The organism is uncultured Aquincola sp. (assembly GCF_964001545.1).
Taxonomy (GTDB): domain Bacteria; phylum Pseudomonadota; class Gammaproteobacteria; order Burkholderiales; family Burkholderiaceae_C; genus Aquincola.
Map to the genome: position 1 here is coordinate 1 of NZ_CAXFDV010000457.1, position 15,450 is coordinate 15,450.

Consider the following 15,450-nt stretch of genomic DNA (forward strand, 5'->3'; position numbering starts at 1 on the left):
CGCGGCTGGCAGCAGGTGCTGACCGAAGCGCGCCTGCAGCAGGGCATCCAGCCCGGCATGCCGGTGGACCAGTTGCTGCGCGAGTTCGGCCGCCCGGCCGAAAAGCGCTCGGGCGGGCGCCAGGGCGGCGAGGTGTGGTCGTACCGCTACGATGCCTGGGGTTGCTTCTGGTGGCAGGTCTCCGTCACCGGCAGCGGACCGGACGCGCAGGTGCGCGACGCCGGGCCCAACACCGACCCGATGTGCGACACGGGCAACGACAGCAAACCCTCATGACGATCACGCTCTACGGCATTCCCAACTGCGACACGGTGAAGAAGGCGCGCGCCTGGCTCGATGGCCGGGGCGTGGCCTACCAGTTCCACGACTTCAAGAAGGCGGGCGTGCCTCAGGCCGGCTTGCAGCGCTGGCTGGCCGCCGCCGGCTGGCAGACGCTGCTCAACCGCAAGGGCACCACCTGGCGCAAGCTGGACGAAGCCACCCAGGCCGCCGCGGCCGACGAAGCCGGCGCCGCCGCGCTGATGCAGGCCCAGCCCAGCGTGATCAAGCGCCCGGTGGTGGAGTGGGCCGATGGTGCAGTGACGGTGGGCTTCGACGCAGCCGACTGGGGCGGCCGGGTCTGAACCCCTGTCAGGCCCCTATCAGGCTTCTGCCAGCGCGGTGAAGGCCTGCGTCTGGTGGTGCAGCTGCACCTCGCCGGGTGCCGCGCCGGCCGCCAGTTCACCCAGCGAATGAAAGCCCACCGCCGGTAGCGCGTCGCGGCTCAGGCTCAGCGGCCAGGGCATCGCGGGCGGGGCGTCGGCCATGGCGCCCTCGGCGCTTGGCATGGCCAGCTGGTCCAGGCAGCCGACCGACAGCAGCAGATGGCGTGCGCCCGGGGGCAGGGCTTGCACCGCCCGTTCGGCCGCCTCGCGGGTGCTGGCCACCAAGTCGGCCGCTTGCCGCTGCATCACCTGCACCCGGCTGCCTTCGGCCAGGCTGGTGGCCAGCAGCAGCGCGCCGCGGTGTTCGTCCACGGTGAGCACGCTGCGGATGGTGGGCGCGTGGCCGTCCGCCACGGTCAGGGCCAGCGGGTGCAGCAGCGCCGCTGCGGGCAGTCGGCCTGCCGCCGGGCCCAGGTGGCTGCGGTAAACGTCCAGTGCGGGCCGGCCGTCCAGCTCATACACCACCGACCCGTGCGCGCGGGTGATGAGGTGCGCCATGCCCATCGGCTGCCAACCGGCCGCATGGCCCTGGCCCACATGCAGGCGCGGGCCGTACAGGCCCACCACGCAGGCGCGGCCGGGCGCCGGCAGTCGGCCGTCGCAGCCGTACACCCAGGCCGGCCCGGTGGCGCCGCGGTCGCCAGCCAGGCCACCGGTGATGCGTGCCGCCAGCGGCAAGCCGCCGCGCAGGCCACGCAGCAGGGCTTCGCCGTCCACCCCCTGGCCATCGGACAGCAGCAGCGCCAGCCGCAGCGGCCCTTGACGGTCCAGCGCAGCGGTGGCGGCCTGGCGGCCCTGGCGCCACATGGGCACGGCCGGCAGCTGGGCCGCCAGCGCGGCACCCATCAGACCGCTGTCGCGGCGCTGGCGCACCTCCACCGCGGCGCCGTGCAGGTGCGTGTCCTCGAAACGGATGATGGCCGCGGTGAGCGCGCCGGTGCGCCAGCCGCAGGCGCCGGGCACCGGCCCGGACGAGCAGCCCGCATGCACCGCCTGCGCGAAGCGATCGGCCAGCTCCAGGAAGGGCGCCGGCTCATCGACGAAGGCACTGTCGCCGAACACCAGCACCAGCGTCTGGGGGCTGTCGAGCGCCGCCGGCAGCGGTGGAAACCAGCCGGTGTTGCGGCGGTAGATGGACAGGCTGATCTGCATGGCGGGCCCTTTCCCAAGGTGCCGCCATCATGGATCTGCCACCGCCGATGAATCGGCGGAAATGGCAGATCAAATCATTACTATCAATTCATGCAGCCAGCAGTTGGCGCAGCACGAAGGGCAGGATGCCGCCGTGCTGGTAGTAGTCCACCTCGATTGGCGTGTCGATGCGCAGCACCACCGTCACCTCCTGCGTGCTGCCGTCGGCGCGGGTGATCACCAGCGTGGCGTCGGCCTGCGGCCGCAGCGCGCCGGCAATCCGCACGTCGATCTGCTCGTCGCCCTTCAGGCCCAGCGATTCCCAGGAATCACCGGCCTTGAACTGCAGCGGCAGCACGCCCATGCCCACCAGGTTGCTGCGGTGGATGCGCTCGAAGCTGCGCGCCACCACGGCCTTGATGCCCAGCAGCTGCGTGCCCTTGGCCGCCCAGTCGCGGCTGGAGCCGGTGCCATATTCTTCGCCCGCGAAGATCACGGTGGGCACGCCCGCGGCGATGTACTTCATCGCGGCGTCGTAGATGAACATCTTCTCGCCGCCGGGCTGGTACAGCGTCACGCCGCCTTCTTCGCGCGAGCCGTCTTCGCCGGGCGGAATCATCAGGTTCTTGATGCGCACATTGGCAAAGGTGCCGCGCATCATCACGTCGTGGTTGCCGCGGCGTGAGCCGTAGCTGTTGAAGTCGGCCTTGAGCACGCCGTTCTCCTTCAGCCACTGGCCGGCAGGCGAGGTCTCCTTGATCGAGCCGGCCGGCGAGATGTGGTCGGTGGTGATCGAGTCGCCGAACAGCGCCATGATGCGCGCGCCCTGGACGCCCACTTCACCCTCGGCCGGCGGCTGCATCTGGAAGCCCTGGAAGAACGGCGGCTCGGCGATGTAGGTGGAGGCGGGCCAGTCGTACACCTGGCCGGTGGTGCCCTTGATCTTGCCCCACAGCTGGCCGGGCTCGGTCTTCACCTTCTCGTAGTTGGCCTTGAACACCTTGGCGTTCATCGCGTACTTCATCAGCGCGGCGATCTCGTCGCTGCTGGGCCAGATGTCGCCCAGGTACACCGGCTGGCCCTTCTTGCCGTAGCCCACCGGCTCGGTCATCAGGTCGCGGCGCACGTTGCCGGCAATCGCGTAGGCCACCACCAGCGGCGGGCTGGCCAGGAAGTTGGCCTTCAGGTTGGGGTGGATGCGCGCCTCGAAGTTGCGGTTGCCCGAGAGCACGGCCGCGCACACCAGGTCGTTGCGCCAGATCACCTCGTTCAGCTCGGCCGTCAGGTCGCCGGCATTGCCGATGCAGGTGGTGCAGCCGTAGCCCGCCAGGTTGAAGTTGAGCTTTTCCAGGTAGGGCAGCAGGCCGGCCCGCTCCAGGTACTCGGTGACCACGCGCGAGCCGGGGGCCAGCGAGGTCTTGATGTGCGGCTTGACCTTCAGCCCCGCTTCCACCGCCTTCTTGGCCAGCAGGCCGGCGGCCAGCAGCACGCTGGGGTTGCTGGTGTTGGTGCAGGAGGTGATGGCCGCGATCAGCACGTCGCCGTTGCGCACTTCCAGGCCGCTTTCGGTCTTGAACACCTGGTCCAGCTTCTCGGCCGGCTGGTTGAAGCCGTTGGCTGACACCGGCTGGCTGTACAGCGTCTTGAACTGCTCGGCCAGGTGGGTGATCTCGATGCGGTCCTGCGGCCGCTTGGGGCCGGCCAGGCTGGGCGCCACCGTGCCCAGGTCCAGCGTTACCACCTTGCTGTACTGGATGTCGGCCAGCTCCTTGGAGGCGCCGGCCGCGCCCGGCACGCCATACATGCCCTGGGCGCGGAAGTAGGCCTCGAAGGCCTCGATCTCGGCCTTGGTGCGGCCGGTGCCGCGGAAGTAGTCGATGGTCTTGTCGTCCACCGGGAAAAAGCCCATCGTGGCGCCGTACTCGGGCGCCATGTTGCCGATGGTGGCGCGGTCGGGCAGCGGCAGCGTGGCCACGCCGGGGCCGAAGAACTCGACGAACTTGCCCACCACCTTTTCCTTGCGCAGCAGCTCGGTCACCGTCAGCACCAGGTCGGTGGCGGTCACGCCTTCGCGCAGCGATCCGGTCATCTCGAAGCCCACCACGTCGGGCGTCAGGAAGTACACCGGCTGGCCCAGCATGCCGGCCTCGGCCTCGATGCCGCCCACGCCCCAGCCCACCACGCCGATGCCGTTGATCATCGTGGTGTGGCTGTCGGTGCCCACGAGGCTGTCGGGGTAATACACACCCTCACGCGTCTTGTGCACGCCGCGCGCCAGGTATTCCAGGTTCACCTGGTGCACGATGCCGAAGCCCGGGGGCACGACACCAAAGGTGTCGAAGGCCTGCATGCCCCACTTCATGAACTGGTAGCGCTCCTGGTTGCGCTGGAACTCCAGCTTCATGTTCAGGTCCAGCGCCTTCTTGGTGCCGTAGTAGTCCACCATGATGGAGTGGTCGACCACCAGGTCCACCGGCACCAGCGGCTCGATGGCCTTGGGATTCTTGCCCAGGCTGGCGGCCACCGAGCGCATCGCGGCCAGGTCGGCCAGCAGCGGCACGCCGGTGAAGTCCTGCAGCACCACGCGCGCCACCACGAAGGGGATCTCGTCGGTGCGCTCGGCCACCGGCTGCCAGTTGGCCAACTGCTGCACGTGCTCGGGCGTCACCTTCTGGCCGTCGCAGTTGCGCAGCACCGACTCCAGCACGATGCGCATCGACACCGGCAGCCGGTTGACGTTGGGGTGGGTCCTGGCCAGGTGCGGCAGCGAAAAGAACTGGCCCGTCTTGCCAGAGGCGGTGGTGAAGGTCTTGACCGTCTTGGAGAAGGCGTGGGCTTTCGGCATGTACTGACTCCGCGTTGGATGACCGATCGATTGTGCCGACTGAGCAGGTCAAAGGTTGTGCTGGCGCGCAATAGTTCTCTTGCGCTGCGGCCCTTGGCGGCCGAAAGCCAGGGCAGGAGGGCTCACGCCATGCCGCATGTTCCAAGCAGGACCCGTCGCCGCTTGGTGGCGGCCACGCTCGTTTCCTTCATCCCGCTGCCGCGCATCGCGCGGGCGTCGGCATCACGTGGCTGGCTGCTGGCCCGCGAGTTCGGGCCCGACGACGACCCCGCGGGCTACCTGGTGAGCGAAAAGTACGACGGCGTGCGCGCCCAGTGGGACGGGCAAGTCCTGCGCCTGCGTGGCGGCGGCGCCGGCCGACTTTCTGGCCCACCTGCCCGCCACGCCGCTGGATGGCGAGCTGTGGATGGGGCGCGGCCGCTTCGACGCCGCCTCGGCCGCGGTGCGGCGCGAGCGGCCCGATGCGGCCGAGTGGCAGGCGCTGCGCTACATGGTGTTCGAGCTGCCCGGCGCGCCAGGCCCGTTCAGCGAGCGGGCGCAGGCCATCGCGCGCCTGGTGGCCGCCGCCGGCCATCCGCAGCTGGTGGCCGTGGCGCACAGCCCGGTGGCCGACCGCGTGGCGCTGATGCATCGGCTGCAGCAGGTGGTGTCCACCGGCGGCGAAGGCCTGGCGCTGCACCGGGCCGATGCGCCTTACGCCACTGGCCGCGGCGACGTGCTGCTCAAGCTCAAGCCCCAGCAGGACGCCGAGGCCGAGGTCATCGGCCACCTGCCCGGCCGTGGCCGCCATGCCGGCCGGCTGGGTGCGCTGCGGGTGCGCACCGAAGCAGGCGTGGTGTTTGACATCGGCACCGGCTTCACCGATGCGCAGCGCGAGGCGCCGCCGCCGCCGGGCAGCTGGGTCACCTTCCGCTACCGCGGCCTCACCGCCCAGGGGGTGCCGCGCTTTGCCAGCTTCCTGCGGCTGCATGAGGGGGCGTGATGTGCGGCAAACTGCCCGCCATGACGACCGAACAAGCTGCGCTGCCGCGCATCGCCACGCTGCGCGCACAGATCGCCCGCGGCACGTTGACCCATGAAGCCTTGGTGGCCCAGGCGCTGGAAGGCGCCGCCGCCCCCGCCGCGCGACATGTGTTCACCCGCCTGTATGCCGATGCCGCGCTGGCCGCCGCCCGCCATGCCGATGCGGCGCTGAAGGCCGGTGTGCAGCTGCCGCCGCTGGCGGGCCTGCCGGTCAGCATCAAGGATCTTTACGACGTGGCGGGCGAACCCACGCTGGCCGGCTCCATCGCCTGCCGCGACGACGCGCCGGCCGCGGCCGATGCGCCGGTGGTGGCGCGGCTGCGCACCCAAGGCGCGGCGCTGGTGGGCAAGACCAACATGACCGAGTTCGCGTTCTCGGGCGTGGGCATCAACCCCCACCACGGCACGCCGGCCAATGCGGCCGATGCCAGCGTGCCGCGCATCCCGGGCGGCTCGTCATCGGGCGCGGCGGTGTCGGTGGCGCTGGGGCTGTCGGTGGCGGGCCTGGGCTCGGACACCGGCGGCAGCATCCGCATTCCGGCGGCGCTCAACGGCCTGGTCGGCTTCAAGAACACGCAGGCGCGGGTGCCGCGCATCGGTGCGTTTGAACTCTCGCGCACGCTGGACACGGTGTGCGCGATGGCCCGCTGCGTGGACGACTGCCTGACGGTGGATGCCGCCATCGCCGACACCCCCTTGGCCGTGCGCCGCCGGCCCGCGGCGGGCCTGCGCCTGGCGCTGCCGCAAACCTTGGTGCTGGACCAGCTGGACGCCACCGTGGCCCGCGCCCTCGAGCGCAGCCTCAGCCGCCTGTCGGCCGCGGGCGCGCAGATCGTGCCGCTGCCGCTGACCGAGCTGGCCGAGATCAGCACGCTGAATGCGCCGGGCGGCTTCTCGTCGGTGGAGGCCTTTGCGGTGCACCGCCAGCGCCTGGCCCAGCGCCGCGCCGAGTTCGACCCGCGCGTGGCCGCCCGCATCGCGCTGGGCGAGGCAGTGAGCGCGGCCGACTACATCGGCCTGCACGACCGGCGCCGCGGCTGGATCGCGCGGGTGGAGGCTCAGTTCCAGGGCTTCGATGCGCTGCTGTGCCCCACGGTGCCGATGGTGGCGCCGCCCATCGCCGAGCTGCAAGCGTCTGACGAGGCCTTCTTCAAGGCCAACGGCCTGCTGCTGCGCAATACCTTCGCCATCAACTATCTCGATGGCTGTGCCTTCAGCCTGCCTTGCCAGGCGCCCGATGAGCTGCCGGTGGGGCTGATGCTGGCGTCGGTGCACGGCGACGATGCGCGCCTGGCCGCGGTGGCGCTGGCGGTGGAAGCGGTGCTGCAAGCCGGGGAGGGCGCACGATGAGCTTCTTCTGGCACGACTACGAAACCTTCGGCATTTCGCCGCGGCGCGATCGGCCTTCGCAGTTCGCCGGTGTGCGCACCGACGACGAGCTCAACGAGATCGACGACCCGGTGATGCTGTACTGCGCGCCGGCGCCCGACTACCTGCCCAGCCCCGAGAGCTGCCTGCTCACCGGCATCCTGCCGCAGACCTGCCTGGAGCGTGGCCTGCCCGAGCATGCGTTCGCCGACGCCATCGAGCAGCAGCTGGCGCGGCCAGACACCATCGGCGTGGGCTACAACTCCATCCGCTTCGACGACGAGGTGACGCGCCACCTGTTCTGGCGCAACCTGATCGACCCCTACGGCCGTGAATGGCAGAACGGCTGCGGCCGCTGGGACCTGCTGGACGTGGTGCGCGCCTGCTGGGCGCTGCGGCCCGAAGGCATCGAATGGCCCACGCACCCCGACGGCCGAGCCTCCTTCAAGCTGGAGCACCTGACCGCCGCCAACGGCTTGGCGCACGAGGCCGCGCACGATGCGCTGTCCGACGTGCGGGCCACCGTGGCGCTGGCGCGGCTGCTGCGCCAGCGCCAGCCGCGGCTGTGGGACTTCTGCCTCAAGCTGCGCCGCAAGGATGCGGTGATCGCCGAGATCGAAAGCGCCCAGCGCCAGGGCCGGCCTTTGCTGCACCTGAGCGGCATGTACGGCCCCGAGCGCGGCTGCATGGCGCTGGTGTGGCCGCTGGCGCCGCACCCCAAGAACAAGAACGAGCTGATCGTCTGGGACCTGGCGCAGCACCCGGGCGAGCTGTTCCAGCTCAATGCCGCCACCATCCGCGAGCGCATGTTCACCCGCAGCGAAGACCTGCCCGAAGGCGTGACGCGGCTGCCGGTCAAGACCATCCACCTGAACAAGAGCCCCGTGGTGGTGGGCAACCTGAAGACGCTGACCCCCGCGGTGCTCCAGCGCTGGAACCTGGACCTGGACCAGGCCCTCCGCCATGCCGAGGTGGCCGCAGGCGGCGTGGGCGCATTGGCCGGCGTGTGGGCCGAGGTGTTCGAGCGTGCGCCGCCGGCCGAGGCGCCCGACGTCGACGAAGACCTGTACGGCGGCTTCATCGGCAACGAAGACCGGCGCACGCTGCAGCGGCTGCGCGGCCTGTCGCCCGACGCGATGGCGGGCAAGCGCCCGGCCTTTGCCGACGAGCGGCTGGAAGAGCTGTTCTTCCGCTTCCGCGCCCGCAACTTCCCGCACACGCTGGACGAGGCCGAGCAGGCCCGCTGGCAGCAGCACTGCGTGGCCCGCCTGCACCACGGCGCGGGCGGTGCGCTGTCGCTCACTGCCTTCTTCGAGCAGATCGACACCCTGGGCGAAACCGCCGACGAGCGCGGCCAGGACATCCTGGGCGCGCTGTACGACTACGCGGAGCAGATCGCGCCGGAGTTGTAGTCGTCCAGCTTGCGCCGGCCAGCGGCGGGTCGTCACGGCACTGTCACCGCAGCTGCGTAATGTCGCAGTGATTGATAAAGGTGATCAGTCCATGCTGACTTATGCGATGAACAGTTCCAGGGTGGCGACGGCGGCCGTGCTGGCGGGGGGGTTGTGTGGGGTCTGCGCTTGCGCGGATTCCGACGATGCCGGCACACCGCAGGCCTTCTACCAGACCAAAACGCCCTACGCGCCGCAGCAGGACGCGGCCACGTACGAGGCGCCGCCCAGCGGCTTTGCCGCGGTGTACACCGAGCTGCTCGCGCGCCACGGCTCGCGCGGGCTGTCCAGCCTCAAGTACGACCTGGCCGTCTACAACATGTGGAAGAAGGCCCAGGACGATGGCGCACTGACCCCGCTGGGGGCGCAGCTGGGCCCCGACGTGCTGAAGATCATGAAGGCCAACTTCCTGCTGGGCTACGGCGTCAGCGGCATCAGCACGCCCGGCTACGGCAATGAAACGCAGCTGGGCATCACCGAACACACGCAACTGGCGCAGCGCCTGCTGAGCCGGCAGTCTGCGCTGTTCCAGGCTGCGGCCAGCGCGGCCAGCACGGCGCCGCGCCAGATCGTGGTGGTGACCTCGGGCGTGGACCGGGCGGTGGACAGTGGCGCCTTCTTCGTCAGATCGATGCTGGCCAGCCAGTCGGCGCTGGCCCCGCTGGTGACCTATCCGCCTGCGCCCTCGCCGTACCCGGAAGGCGGCTCCGCCGTCGCCCAGCCCGCCGGCACCAACCGCTTCCTGCTGTATTTCCACAAGCTGGTGGCCAAGACCGACGCGGTCACGAACACGGCCAATCCGCTGTACACCACCTACCAGGACAGCCAGGCCTTCCAGAAGTGGCTGAGCGATCCTGACCTGGCTGCCAAGCAGGCGGCCATCCAGGCCGATGCCGCAGCGCAGGCGGCGGGCCGGGTGGTGCTGGAGAGGCTGTTCACCAAAGCCTTCGTCGACAAGATCGCGGCCGGCACCTACAGCTTCTACAACACCGGCAGCATGACCTTCGCCAGTGACGACGGCAAGTTCACCAGCACCCTCACCGGTGACGGCAAGACGGGCATCACCGATCTGTCCAGCGGCGGCTCCTTGATCTATGAGCTGTACGCCATCGCCCCGGCGATGAAGGCCGAAGCCGCGGTCGACTTCACCGTGTACATGCCGCAGGAGCAGGCCCGCTACTTCGCCTACATGCAGGATGCGTCCGACTTCTACAAGATGGGCCCGAGCATCCAGGAAAAGGGTGACGTCACCTGGCGCATGGCGCAGATCCTGGAGGACGACTTCTTCAATGAGGTGGACGCCATCGCCCGCGGCGACCTCGGCCACGTGGCCAAGCTGCGCTTCGCGCACGCCGAGATCGTGGTGCCGTTTGCCTCGCGCATGGGCCTGAAGAACGTGCTGCAGCAGCAGCCCCTGGCCACGATGTACAGCTACGACAACAACCCCTGGCGGGGCGAATACGTGTCGCCGATGGCGGCCAACATGCAATGGGACGTGGTGCGTGACGCCAAGGGCACCCTGCTGGTGAAGATGCTCTACAACGAGAAGGAAACCGACTTCAAGGCCGATTGCGACGGCGCCCGCTACGCCGCCGGCAGCCATTACTACGACTACGGCAAGCTCAAGGCGTGCTACGGCCACAACGCCAGCTGAGGATGCGGCGGCGCCAGTCCCCCGCACCATGAAAAAAGGCCCGCACGATGCGGGCCTTTTGCCGGGGGCGTGCCTGGATCAGGCGGTCACGCCCTTGGCAGCGTCGGCGTACTCCTCGATCTGGTCGAAGTTCATGTAGCGGTAGACGCTGGCCTTGTCGGCGTCGATCACGCCCATCTCCTTCAGGTACTCCTCCTTGGTCGGCAGGCGGCCCAGGCGCGAGGCGATGGCGGCCAGCTCGGCCGAGCCCAGGAACACGTTGGTGTTCTTGCCCAGGCGGTTGGGGAAGTTGCGGGTGGAGGTGGAGATCACGGTTGCGCCTTCACGCACCTGCGCCTGGTTGCCCATGCACAGGCTGCAGCCCGGCATCTCGGTGCGCGCACCGGCGGTGCCGAAGGCGGCGTAGTGGCCTTCCTTGATCAGCTCGCTCTGGTCCATCTTGGTGGGCGGTGCCACCCACAGCTTGACCGGGATGTCGCGCTGGCCGCCCAGCAGCTTGGCCGCGGCACGGAAGTGGCCGATGTTGGTCATGCACGAGCCGATGAAGGCTTCGTCGATCTTGGTGCCGGCCACTTCGGACAGGAACTTCGCGTCGTCCGGGTCGTTGGGGCAGCAGACGATGGGCTCCTGGATGTCGGCCAGATCGATCTCGATCACGGCGGCGTACTCGGCGTCCTTGTCGGCTTCCAGCAGCTCGGGCTTGGCCAGCCAGGCTTCCACCTTCTCGATGCGGCGCTGCAGCGTCTTGGCGTCGGCGTAGCCGTCGGCGATCATGTTCTTCATCAGCACCACGTTGCTGGTGAGGTACTCCTTGATCGGCTCGGGGTTGAGCTTGATGGTGCAGCCGGCGGCCGAGCGCTCGGCCGAGGCGTCGCTCAGCTCGAAGGCCTGTTCCACCTTCAGGTCGGGCAGACCTTCGATTTCCAGGATGCGACCCGAGAAGATGTTCTTCTTGCCGGCCTTGGCCACGGTCAGCAGACCGGCCTTGATGGCGTACAGCGGAATCGCATGTACCAGGTCACGCAGCGTGACGCCGGGCTGCATCTCGCCCTTGAAGCGCACCAGCACCGATTCGGGCATGTCCAGCGGCATCACGCCGGTGGCCGCGCCGAAGGCCACCAGGCCCGAGCCGGCCGGGAAGCTGATGCCGATCGGGAAGCGGGTGTGCGAGTCGCCGCCGGTGCCCACGGTGTCGGGCAGCAGCAGGCGGTTCAGCCAGCTGTGGATCACGCCGTCGCCCGGGCGCAGGGCCACGCCGCCGCGGTTGCTGATGAAGGCAGGCAGCTCGCGGTGGGTCTTCACGTCCACCGGCTTGGGATAGGCGGCGGTGTGGCAGAAGCTCTGCATCACCAGGTCGGCCGAGAAGCCCAGGCAGGCCAGGTCCTTCAGCTCGTCGCGGGTCATCGGGCCGGTGGTGTCCTGGCTGCCCACGGTGGTCATCTTCGGCTCGCAGTAGGTGCCGGGGCGCACGCCCTGGCCTTCCGGCAGGCCGACGGCGCGGCCCACCATCTTCTGCGCCAGCGTGAAGCCGGCCTTGGTTTCGGCCGGGGACTGGGGCAGGCGGAACAGCGTGGAAGCCGGCAGGCCCAGGAACTCACGCGCCTTGCCGGTCAGCGAGCGGCCGATGATCAGGTTGATGCGGCCGCCAGCACGCACCTCGTCGAACAGCACGTCGCTCTTGAGCTTGAACTCGGCCACGGTCTCGCCGTTCTTGACCAGCTTGCCGTCGTAGGGCAGCACGTCGATGACGTCGCCCATCTCCAGCTTGCTCACGTCCACCTCAATGGGCAGCGAGCCGGAGTCTTCCTGCGTGTTGAAGAAGATCGGGGCGATCTTGCCACCCAGCGTGACGCCGCCGAAGCGCTTGTTCGGCACGAAGGGGATGTCCTGGCCGGTGGCCCAGATCACGCTGTTGGTGGCGCTCTTGCGGCTGGAGCCGGTGCCCACCACGTCGCCCACGTAGGCCACGAGGTTGCCCTTCTTCTTCAGGTCCTCGATGAACTGCATCGGGCCGCGCTTGCCGTCTTCCTCGGGCTTGAAGGCCGCGTCGGGGCGGGTGTTCTTCAGCATCGCCAGGTAGTGCAGCGGAATGTCCGGGCGGCTCCAGGCGTCGGGCGCGGGCGACAGGTCGTCGGTGTTGGTTTCACCGGGCACCTTGAACACGGTGACGGTGATCTTCTTCTCGACCTCGGGGCGGCTGGTGAACCACTCGGCGTCGGCCCAGCTCTGCATCACTTCCTTGGCCTTGGCGTTGCCGGCCTTGGCCTTGTCGGCCACGTCGTTGAAGAAGTCGAACATCAGCAGCGTCTTCTTCAGACCTTCGGCGGCCACGGCGGCCACCTCGGGTTCGGCGTCCAGCAGCTCGATCAGCGGATGCACGTTGTAGCCGCCCACCATGGTGCCCAGCAGCTCGGTGGCCTTGGCCTTGGAGACCAGCGGCACGCTGATGTCGCCATGCGCCACGGCGGCCAGGAAGCTGGCCTTGACCTTGGCGGCGTCGTCCACGCCCGGGGGCACGCGGTGCGTCAGCAGGTCCAGCAGGAAGGCGTCTTCGCCGGCCGGCGGGTTCTTGATCAGCTCGATCAGCTCGGCCACCTGCTTGGCGTCGAGCGGCAGCGGCGGAATGCCGAGCGCGGCGCGTTCGGCGGCATGTTGGCGATAGGCTTGCAGCATGTGGTCTGGCTCCATGGGGCTCGTGCGGATGGGGTTCACTGCAGGGCTCAGGCCTTGGGCACGATGAGCTTGAGACCCTTGAAATACTCGCGGAAAAAGCCGTCGTCGCGGGTGATCAGGCCGTTGCACTGAAGCAAGGCATGGGCCCCGATGAGAAAGTCGGCAACCACGCGTTCGCGCTTGCCGCCTCGGGCGCGGAAGCGCCGGTTCATGTGGCCGGCGCGCATGGCGGCCTGTTCGCTGCCCGGCAGGTGGCGAATGCCCAGCGTGGCCAGCGTGTCCATCAGGCTGACCGAGGTGTCGAGCATGGCCTGCACTTCGGCCACCACGGCATCGGACACCACCACGTCGTCGGCGGCCAGGGCCTCGGCCACGCAGGCCTCGGAGGCATCGGCGTAGCGTTCGTCGCCGATCAGCACATCGATGAGGACGGAAGAGTCGATCGCGATCATTGATCGACCGGGTCGCTGGGCGCGCGCCCGCGGATGGCGCGCAGCGCCTCGTCGGTGCTCGACAGGCCGTCCACCAGCTTGAACTTGCCGCGCACCTTGCGCAGCGCCTCGCTCACGTCCTTGCGCAGGACGATGCGGCCACCGTCGAGCTCGACCTTGAGCACGCTGCCCTTGACCAGGCCCAGTGCATCGCGCACGGCCTTGGGGAGGGTGATCTGTCCGCGTTCGGCGACGGTGGCTTCCATGGCGGGTGGGTTGGAAAGATTCGGTATGTATGCATTGTACGTACCGAACCATTCCGACGGAAGCGCGCGGACGATGTTTGTGCGACAGCCGGCGTGCTGAACACGCCGGCCGAGCGCCGTTCAGCGCGGCGCGGCGGCCGAGGCGGCGGTGGCGGCCACGCTGGCAGCGCGGGCGGCCTGGTCGGCAGCCGAAGCAGCGACGGCGGCAGCCTGGGCGGCGCTGGCGGCCGACTGCGCGGCCACGGCGGCGGCCTTGGCCGGGTCGATGCCCAGCGACGAGGTCGGCGGGTTGGCCTGCATCTCCAGGCGCGCGGTGCGCTGGCGCTCGTGCATGCAGTCATCGACCAGTCGCTGGCCCGCCTTGACGTCCATCAGCATGGACTTGTTGGCGATCTGGATCATCAGCGCGCGGCCCTTGACGTCTTCCAGGCGCAGCGCGCCGGTGCTGGAGAGCACCGGCTTCATCACGTAGACCTGCTTCTTGAAGTCGACGTCCACGTAGCCGGGCGCCTTGGGGTTCATCGCGATCGACAGCGTCTGGTCGAACTCGCAGGCGTAGCTGCCGAAGTAGGTGCGCTCGGCGGCGGCCAGCTGCTCGGGCGGTGCGTCGGGCAGCGGCGCTTCCACCGGCGGCGGAGGCGGTGCTGCCTTCTTGGCCACGGGCTTCTTGGCAGGGGCGGCCTTGGCGGCCGGCTTGGCAGCGGGCTTGGCCGGCTGCTGGGCAAAGGCGGGCGCCACCAGCGCCGCGCAGATCAGCGAAGCGGCCAGGTGGGAAAAGCGAAAGGTCATCAAGGGATCTCCGGAGGGAATCGGTACGGCGGCCGGCATTGTCGCGCTGGTGGTGCAGCCGCCCGGTGAGCTCATGTTGCGGCGCGGCGCAGTCGGAAGAGCCGGTGGCGGCGCAGCGGCTGGCCGGCCGCGATCAGCGGGTGGTCGAAATCGTCGGCCGCATCGTGCTGCATGCCCAGGCGCTGCATCACGGCCTGCGAGGGCAGGTTCTCTTCGGCGGTGTAGGCGGTCAGTTCGTCCAGCTGCAGATGCTCGAACGCGAACTGCGCGGCGGCCTGCGCCGCTTCGGTGGCCAGGCCCCGGCCCCAGGCCTCGCGGCACAGCCGCCAGCCCAGCTCGACCGTAGGCACGAAGGGCGCATCGATCGTGGTGACGTGCAGGCCCACGGTGCCGGCAAACGGCAGCTGGCCGGGCAGCTCCAGCGCCCACATGCCCCAGCCGCGCTGCGTGATGGCGGCGCGCATGCGGCCGGCCTCCTGCACCGCCTGCTCGAAGCCGAGGGGTGCCGGAAAGAAGCGGCGCACCTGCGCATCGGCATTCATCGCGCACCAGGCGGGCAGGTCGCTGTCCTTCCATTGGCGCAGCAGGGTGCGGCGCGTACGCAGCTCCCGCGGTGCGTCGAAGGTCCTCAGCACCAGCACGCGGTCAGCGGCCATGGCCGTCCGTCAGTGGAAGAAGGCCGCGCGGATCTGCGCTGGCAGCTGCGGCCCGCCGGCGTAGGAGGTGCGGTGCGCCCGTTCCAGCACGTGCCAGAAGTAGCGGAAGCTGGCGCGGTCGTGCAGGGTGTCGTTGTGGCGGATGGGCGCCCACTGCGCGGCCTGCGCCGCGGTGATGATGTCGATGGCCGTGTCCACCTCGGCGGTGGTGGGCGTGAAGGCATCGACGATGGGCTTGATCTGCGCCGGGTGGATGCTCCACATGCGGGTGTAGCCGAACTGCCGGCAGGCCTTGGTGGCCGCTTCCTGCAGGGCCGAAGGATGCTTGAACTCGGTGACCACGCAGTGCGAAGGCGTCTTGCCGTGGGCATGGCAGGCGGCCGCGATTTCCAGCTTGGCGCGCACCACCAGCGGATGCTCGAACTGGCCCTTGACGCTCATGCCCGCGGCCGGAATGGC

12 protein-coding genes and 2 pseudogenes are annotated in these 15,450 nt (G+C 69.4%); 6 read left to right on the plus strand and 8 right to left on the minus strand.

Features of this window, described 5'->3' with window-relative positions; translation table 11 throughout:
- Together ABNT58_RS15700 and ABNT58_RS15705 are read left to right on the plus strand one after the other, a co-directional pair.
- A pseudogene (locus tag ABNT58_RS15700) lies at positions 1-276 on the plus strand (hypothetical protein); the annotation flags it as partial.
- Positions 273-623, plus strand: a complete 351-nt coding sequence (locus ABNT58_RS15705) for an ArsC family reductase (RefSeq protein WP_348754397.1) — start codon at positions 273-275, stop codon at positions 621-623. The pseudogene ABNT58_RS15700 and the gene ABNT58_RS15705, both read left to right, overlap by 4 nt.
- Positions 624-641: 18 nt before the next feature.
- On the opposite strand, the gene ABNT58_RS15710 is transcribed toward ABNT58_RS15705, so the two are convergent.
- The gene (locus tag ABNT58_RS15710) at positions 642-1,856 is read right to left on the minus strand and encodes an FIST N-terminal domain-containing protein (RefSeq protein ID WP_348754398.1); all 1,215 of its coding nucleotides are present in this window, start codon (positions 1,854-1,856) and stop codon (positions 642-644) included.
- An 88-nt stretch (positions 1,857-1,944) separates the two neighbouring features.
- Complete coding sequence (gene acnA, locus ABNT58_RS15715; protein WP_348754399.1) at positions 1,945-4,680, minus strand: aconitate hydratase AcnA; 2,736 nt, start codon at positions 4,678-4,680, stop codon at positions 1,945-1,947.
- Between the two features lie 340 nt (positions 4,681-5,020).
- Here acnA and ABNT58_RS15720 point away from each other — a divergent pair, with 340 nt between their 5' ends.
- The 4 genes from ABNT58_RS15720 (at position 5,021) to ABNT58_RS15735 (ending at position 10,176) form a co-directional block, all read left to right on the plus strand.
- Positions 5,021-5,662 carry a DNA ligase gene (locus ABNT58_RS15720; RefSeq protein WP_348754400.1) on the plus strand — a complete coding sequence of 214 codons (642 nt, stop codon included), beginning with the start codon at positions 5,021-5,023 and terminating at the stop codon, positions 5,660-5,662.
- A gap of 20 nt (positions 5,663-5,682) precedes the next feature.
- Positions 5,683-7,053 (plus strand): amidase, encoded by a 1,371-nt coding sequence (locus ABNT58_RS15725; RefSeq protein WP_348754401.1) that lies wholly within the window; start codon positions 5,683-5,685, stop codon positions 7,051-7,053.
- Positions 7,050-8,483, plus strand: a complete 1,434-nt coding sequence (gene sbcB, locus ABNT58_RS15730; protein ID WP_348754402.1) for an exodeoxyribonuclease I — start codon at positions 7,050-7,052, stop codon at positions 8,481-8,483. Before ABNT58_RS15725 ends, sbcB begins: the two co-directional genes overlap by 4 nt.
- Positions 8,484-8,589: 106 nt before the next feature.
- Positions 8,590-10,176: a histidine-type phosphatase gene (locus ABNT58_RS15735; RefSeq protein WP_348754403.1), complete on the plus strand. Its 1,587-nt coding sequence runs from the start codon at positions 8,590-8,592 to the stop codon at positions 10,174-10,176.
- Between the two features lie 78 nt (positions 10,177-10,254).
- On the opposite strand, the gene acnB is transcribed toward ABNT58_RS15735, so the two are convergent.
- The 6 genes and pseudogenes from acnB to ABNT58_RS15765 form a co-directional block, all read right to left on the minus strand.
- Positions 10,255-12,849 (minus strand): bifunctional aconitate hydratase 2/2-methylisocitrate dehydratase, encoded by a 2,595-nt coding sequence (gene acnB, locus ABNT58_RS15740; protein ID WP_348754404.1) that lies wholly within the window; start codon positions 12,847-12,849, stop codon positions 10,255-10,257.
- A 47-nt stretch (positions 12,850-12,896) separates the two neighbouring features.
- Positions 12,897-13,301, minus strand: a complete 405-nt coding sequence (locus ABNT58_RS15745; protein WP_348754405.1) for a PIN domain-containing protein — start codon at positions 13,299-13,301, stop codon at positions 12,897-12,899.
- Positions 13,298-13,546: an AbrB/MazE/SpoVT family DNA-binding domain-containing protein gene (locus tag ABNT58_RS15750; RefSeq protein ID WP_348754406.1), complete on the minus strand. Its 249-nt coding sequence runs from the start codon at positions 13,544-13,546 to the stop codon at positions 13,298-13,300. Before ABNT58_RS15750 ends, ABNT58_RS15745 begins: the two co-directional genes overlap by 4 nt.
- 120 nt (positions 13,547-13,666) lie before the next feature.
- Positions 13,667-14,335, minus strand: a complete 669-nt coding sequence (locus tag ABNT58_RS15755; protein ID WP_348754407.1) for a hypothetical protein — start codon at positions 14,333-14,335, stop codon at positions 13,667-13,669.
- Positions 14,336-14,406: 71 nt separating this feature from the next.
- Positions 14,407-14,991, minus strand: coding sequence for a GNAT family N-acetyltransferase (locus ABNT58_RS15760; RefSeq protein WP_348754408.1), 585 nt, complete (start codon positions 14,989-14,991; stop codon positions 14,407-14,409).
- Between the two features lie 9 nt (positions 14,992-15,000).
- A pseudogene (locus ABNT58_RS15765) lies at positions 15,001-15,450 on the minus strand (CoA ester lyase); the annotation flags it as partial.

Bases quoted from the DNA above. Each gene is read 5' to 3' on its own strand.
- ABNT58_RS15705 (WP_348754397.1), top strand. From the start codon at position 273: ATGACGATCACGCTCTACGGCATTCCCAACTGCGACACGGTGAAGAAG.
- ABNT58_RS15710 (WP_348754398.1), bottom strand. From the start codon at position 1,856: ATGCAGATCAGCCTGTCCATCTACCGCCGCAACACCGGCTGGTTTCCA.
- acnA (WP_348754399.1), bottom strand. From the start codon at position 4,680: ATGCCGAAAGCCCACGCCTTCTCCAAGACGGTCAAGACCTTCACCACC.
- ABNT58_RS15725 (WP_348754401.1), top strand. From the start codon at position 5,683: ATGACGACCGAACAAGCTGCGCTGCCGCGCATCGCCACGCTGCGCGCA.
- sbcB (WP_348754402.1), top strand. From the start codon at position 7,050: ATGAGCTTCTTCTGGCACGACTACGAAACCTTCGGCATTTCGCCGCGG.
- ABNT58_RS15735 (WP_348754403.1), top strand. From the start codon at position 8,590: ATGAACAGTTCCAGGGTGGCGACGGCGGCCGTGCTGGCGGGGGGGTTG.
- acnB (WP_348754404.1), bottom strand. From the start codon at position 12,849: ATGCTGCAAGCCTATCGCCAACATGCCGCCGAACGCGCCGCGCTCGGC.
- ABNT58_RS15745 (WP_348754405.1), bottom strand. From the start codon at position 13,301: ATGATCGCGATCGACTCTTCCGTCCTCATCGATGTGCTGATCGGCGAC.
- ABNT58_RS15750 (WP_348754406.1), bottom strand. From the start codon at position 13,546: ATGGAAGCCACCGTCGCCGAACGCGGACAGATCACCCTCCCCAAGGCC.
- ABNT58_RS15755 (WP_348754407.1), bottom strand. From the start codon at position 14,335: ATGACCTTTCGCTTTTCCCACCTGGCCGCTTCGCTGATCTGCGCGGCG.
- ABNT58_RS15760 (WP_348754408.1), bottom strand. From the start codon at position 14,991: ATGGCCGCTGACCGCGTGCTGGTGCTGAGGACCTTCGACGCACCGCGG.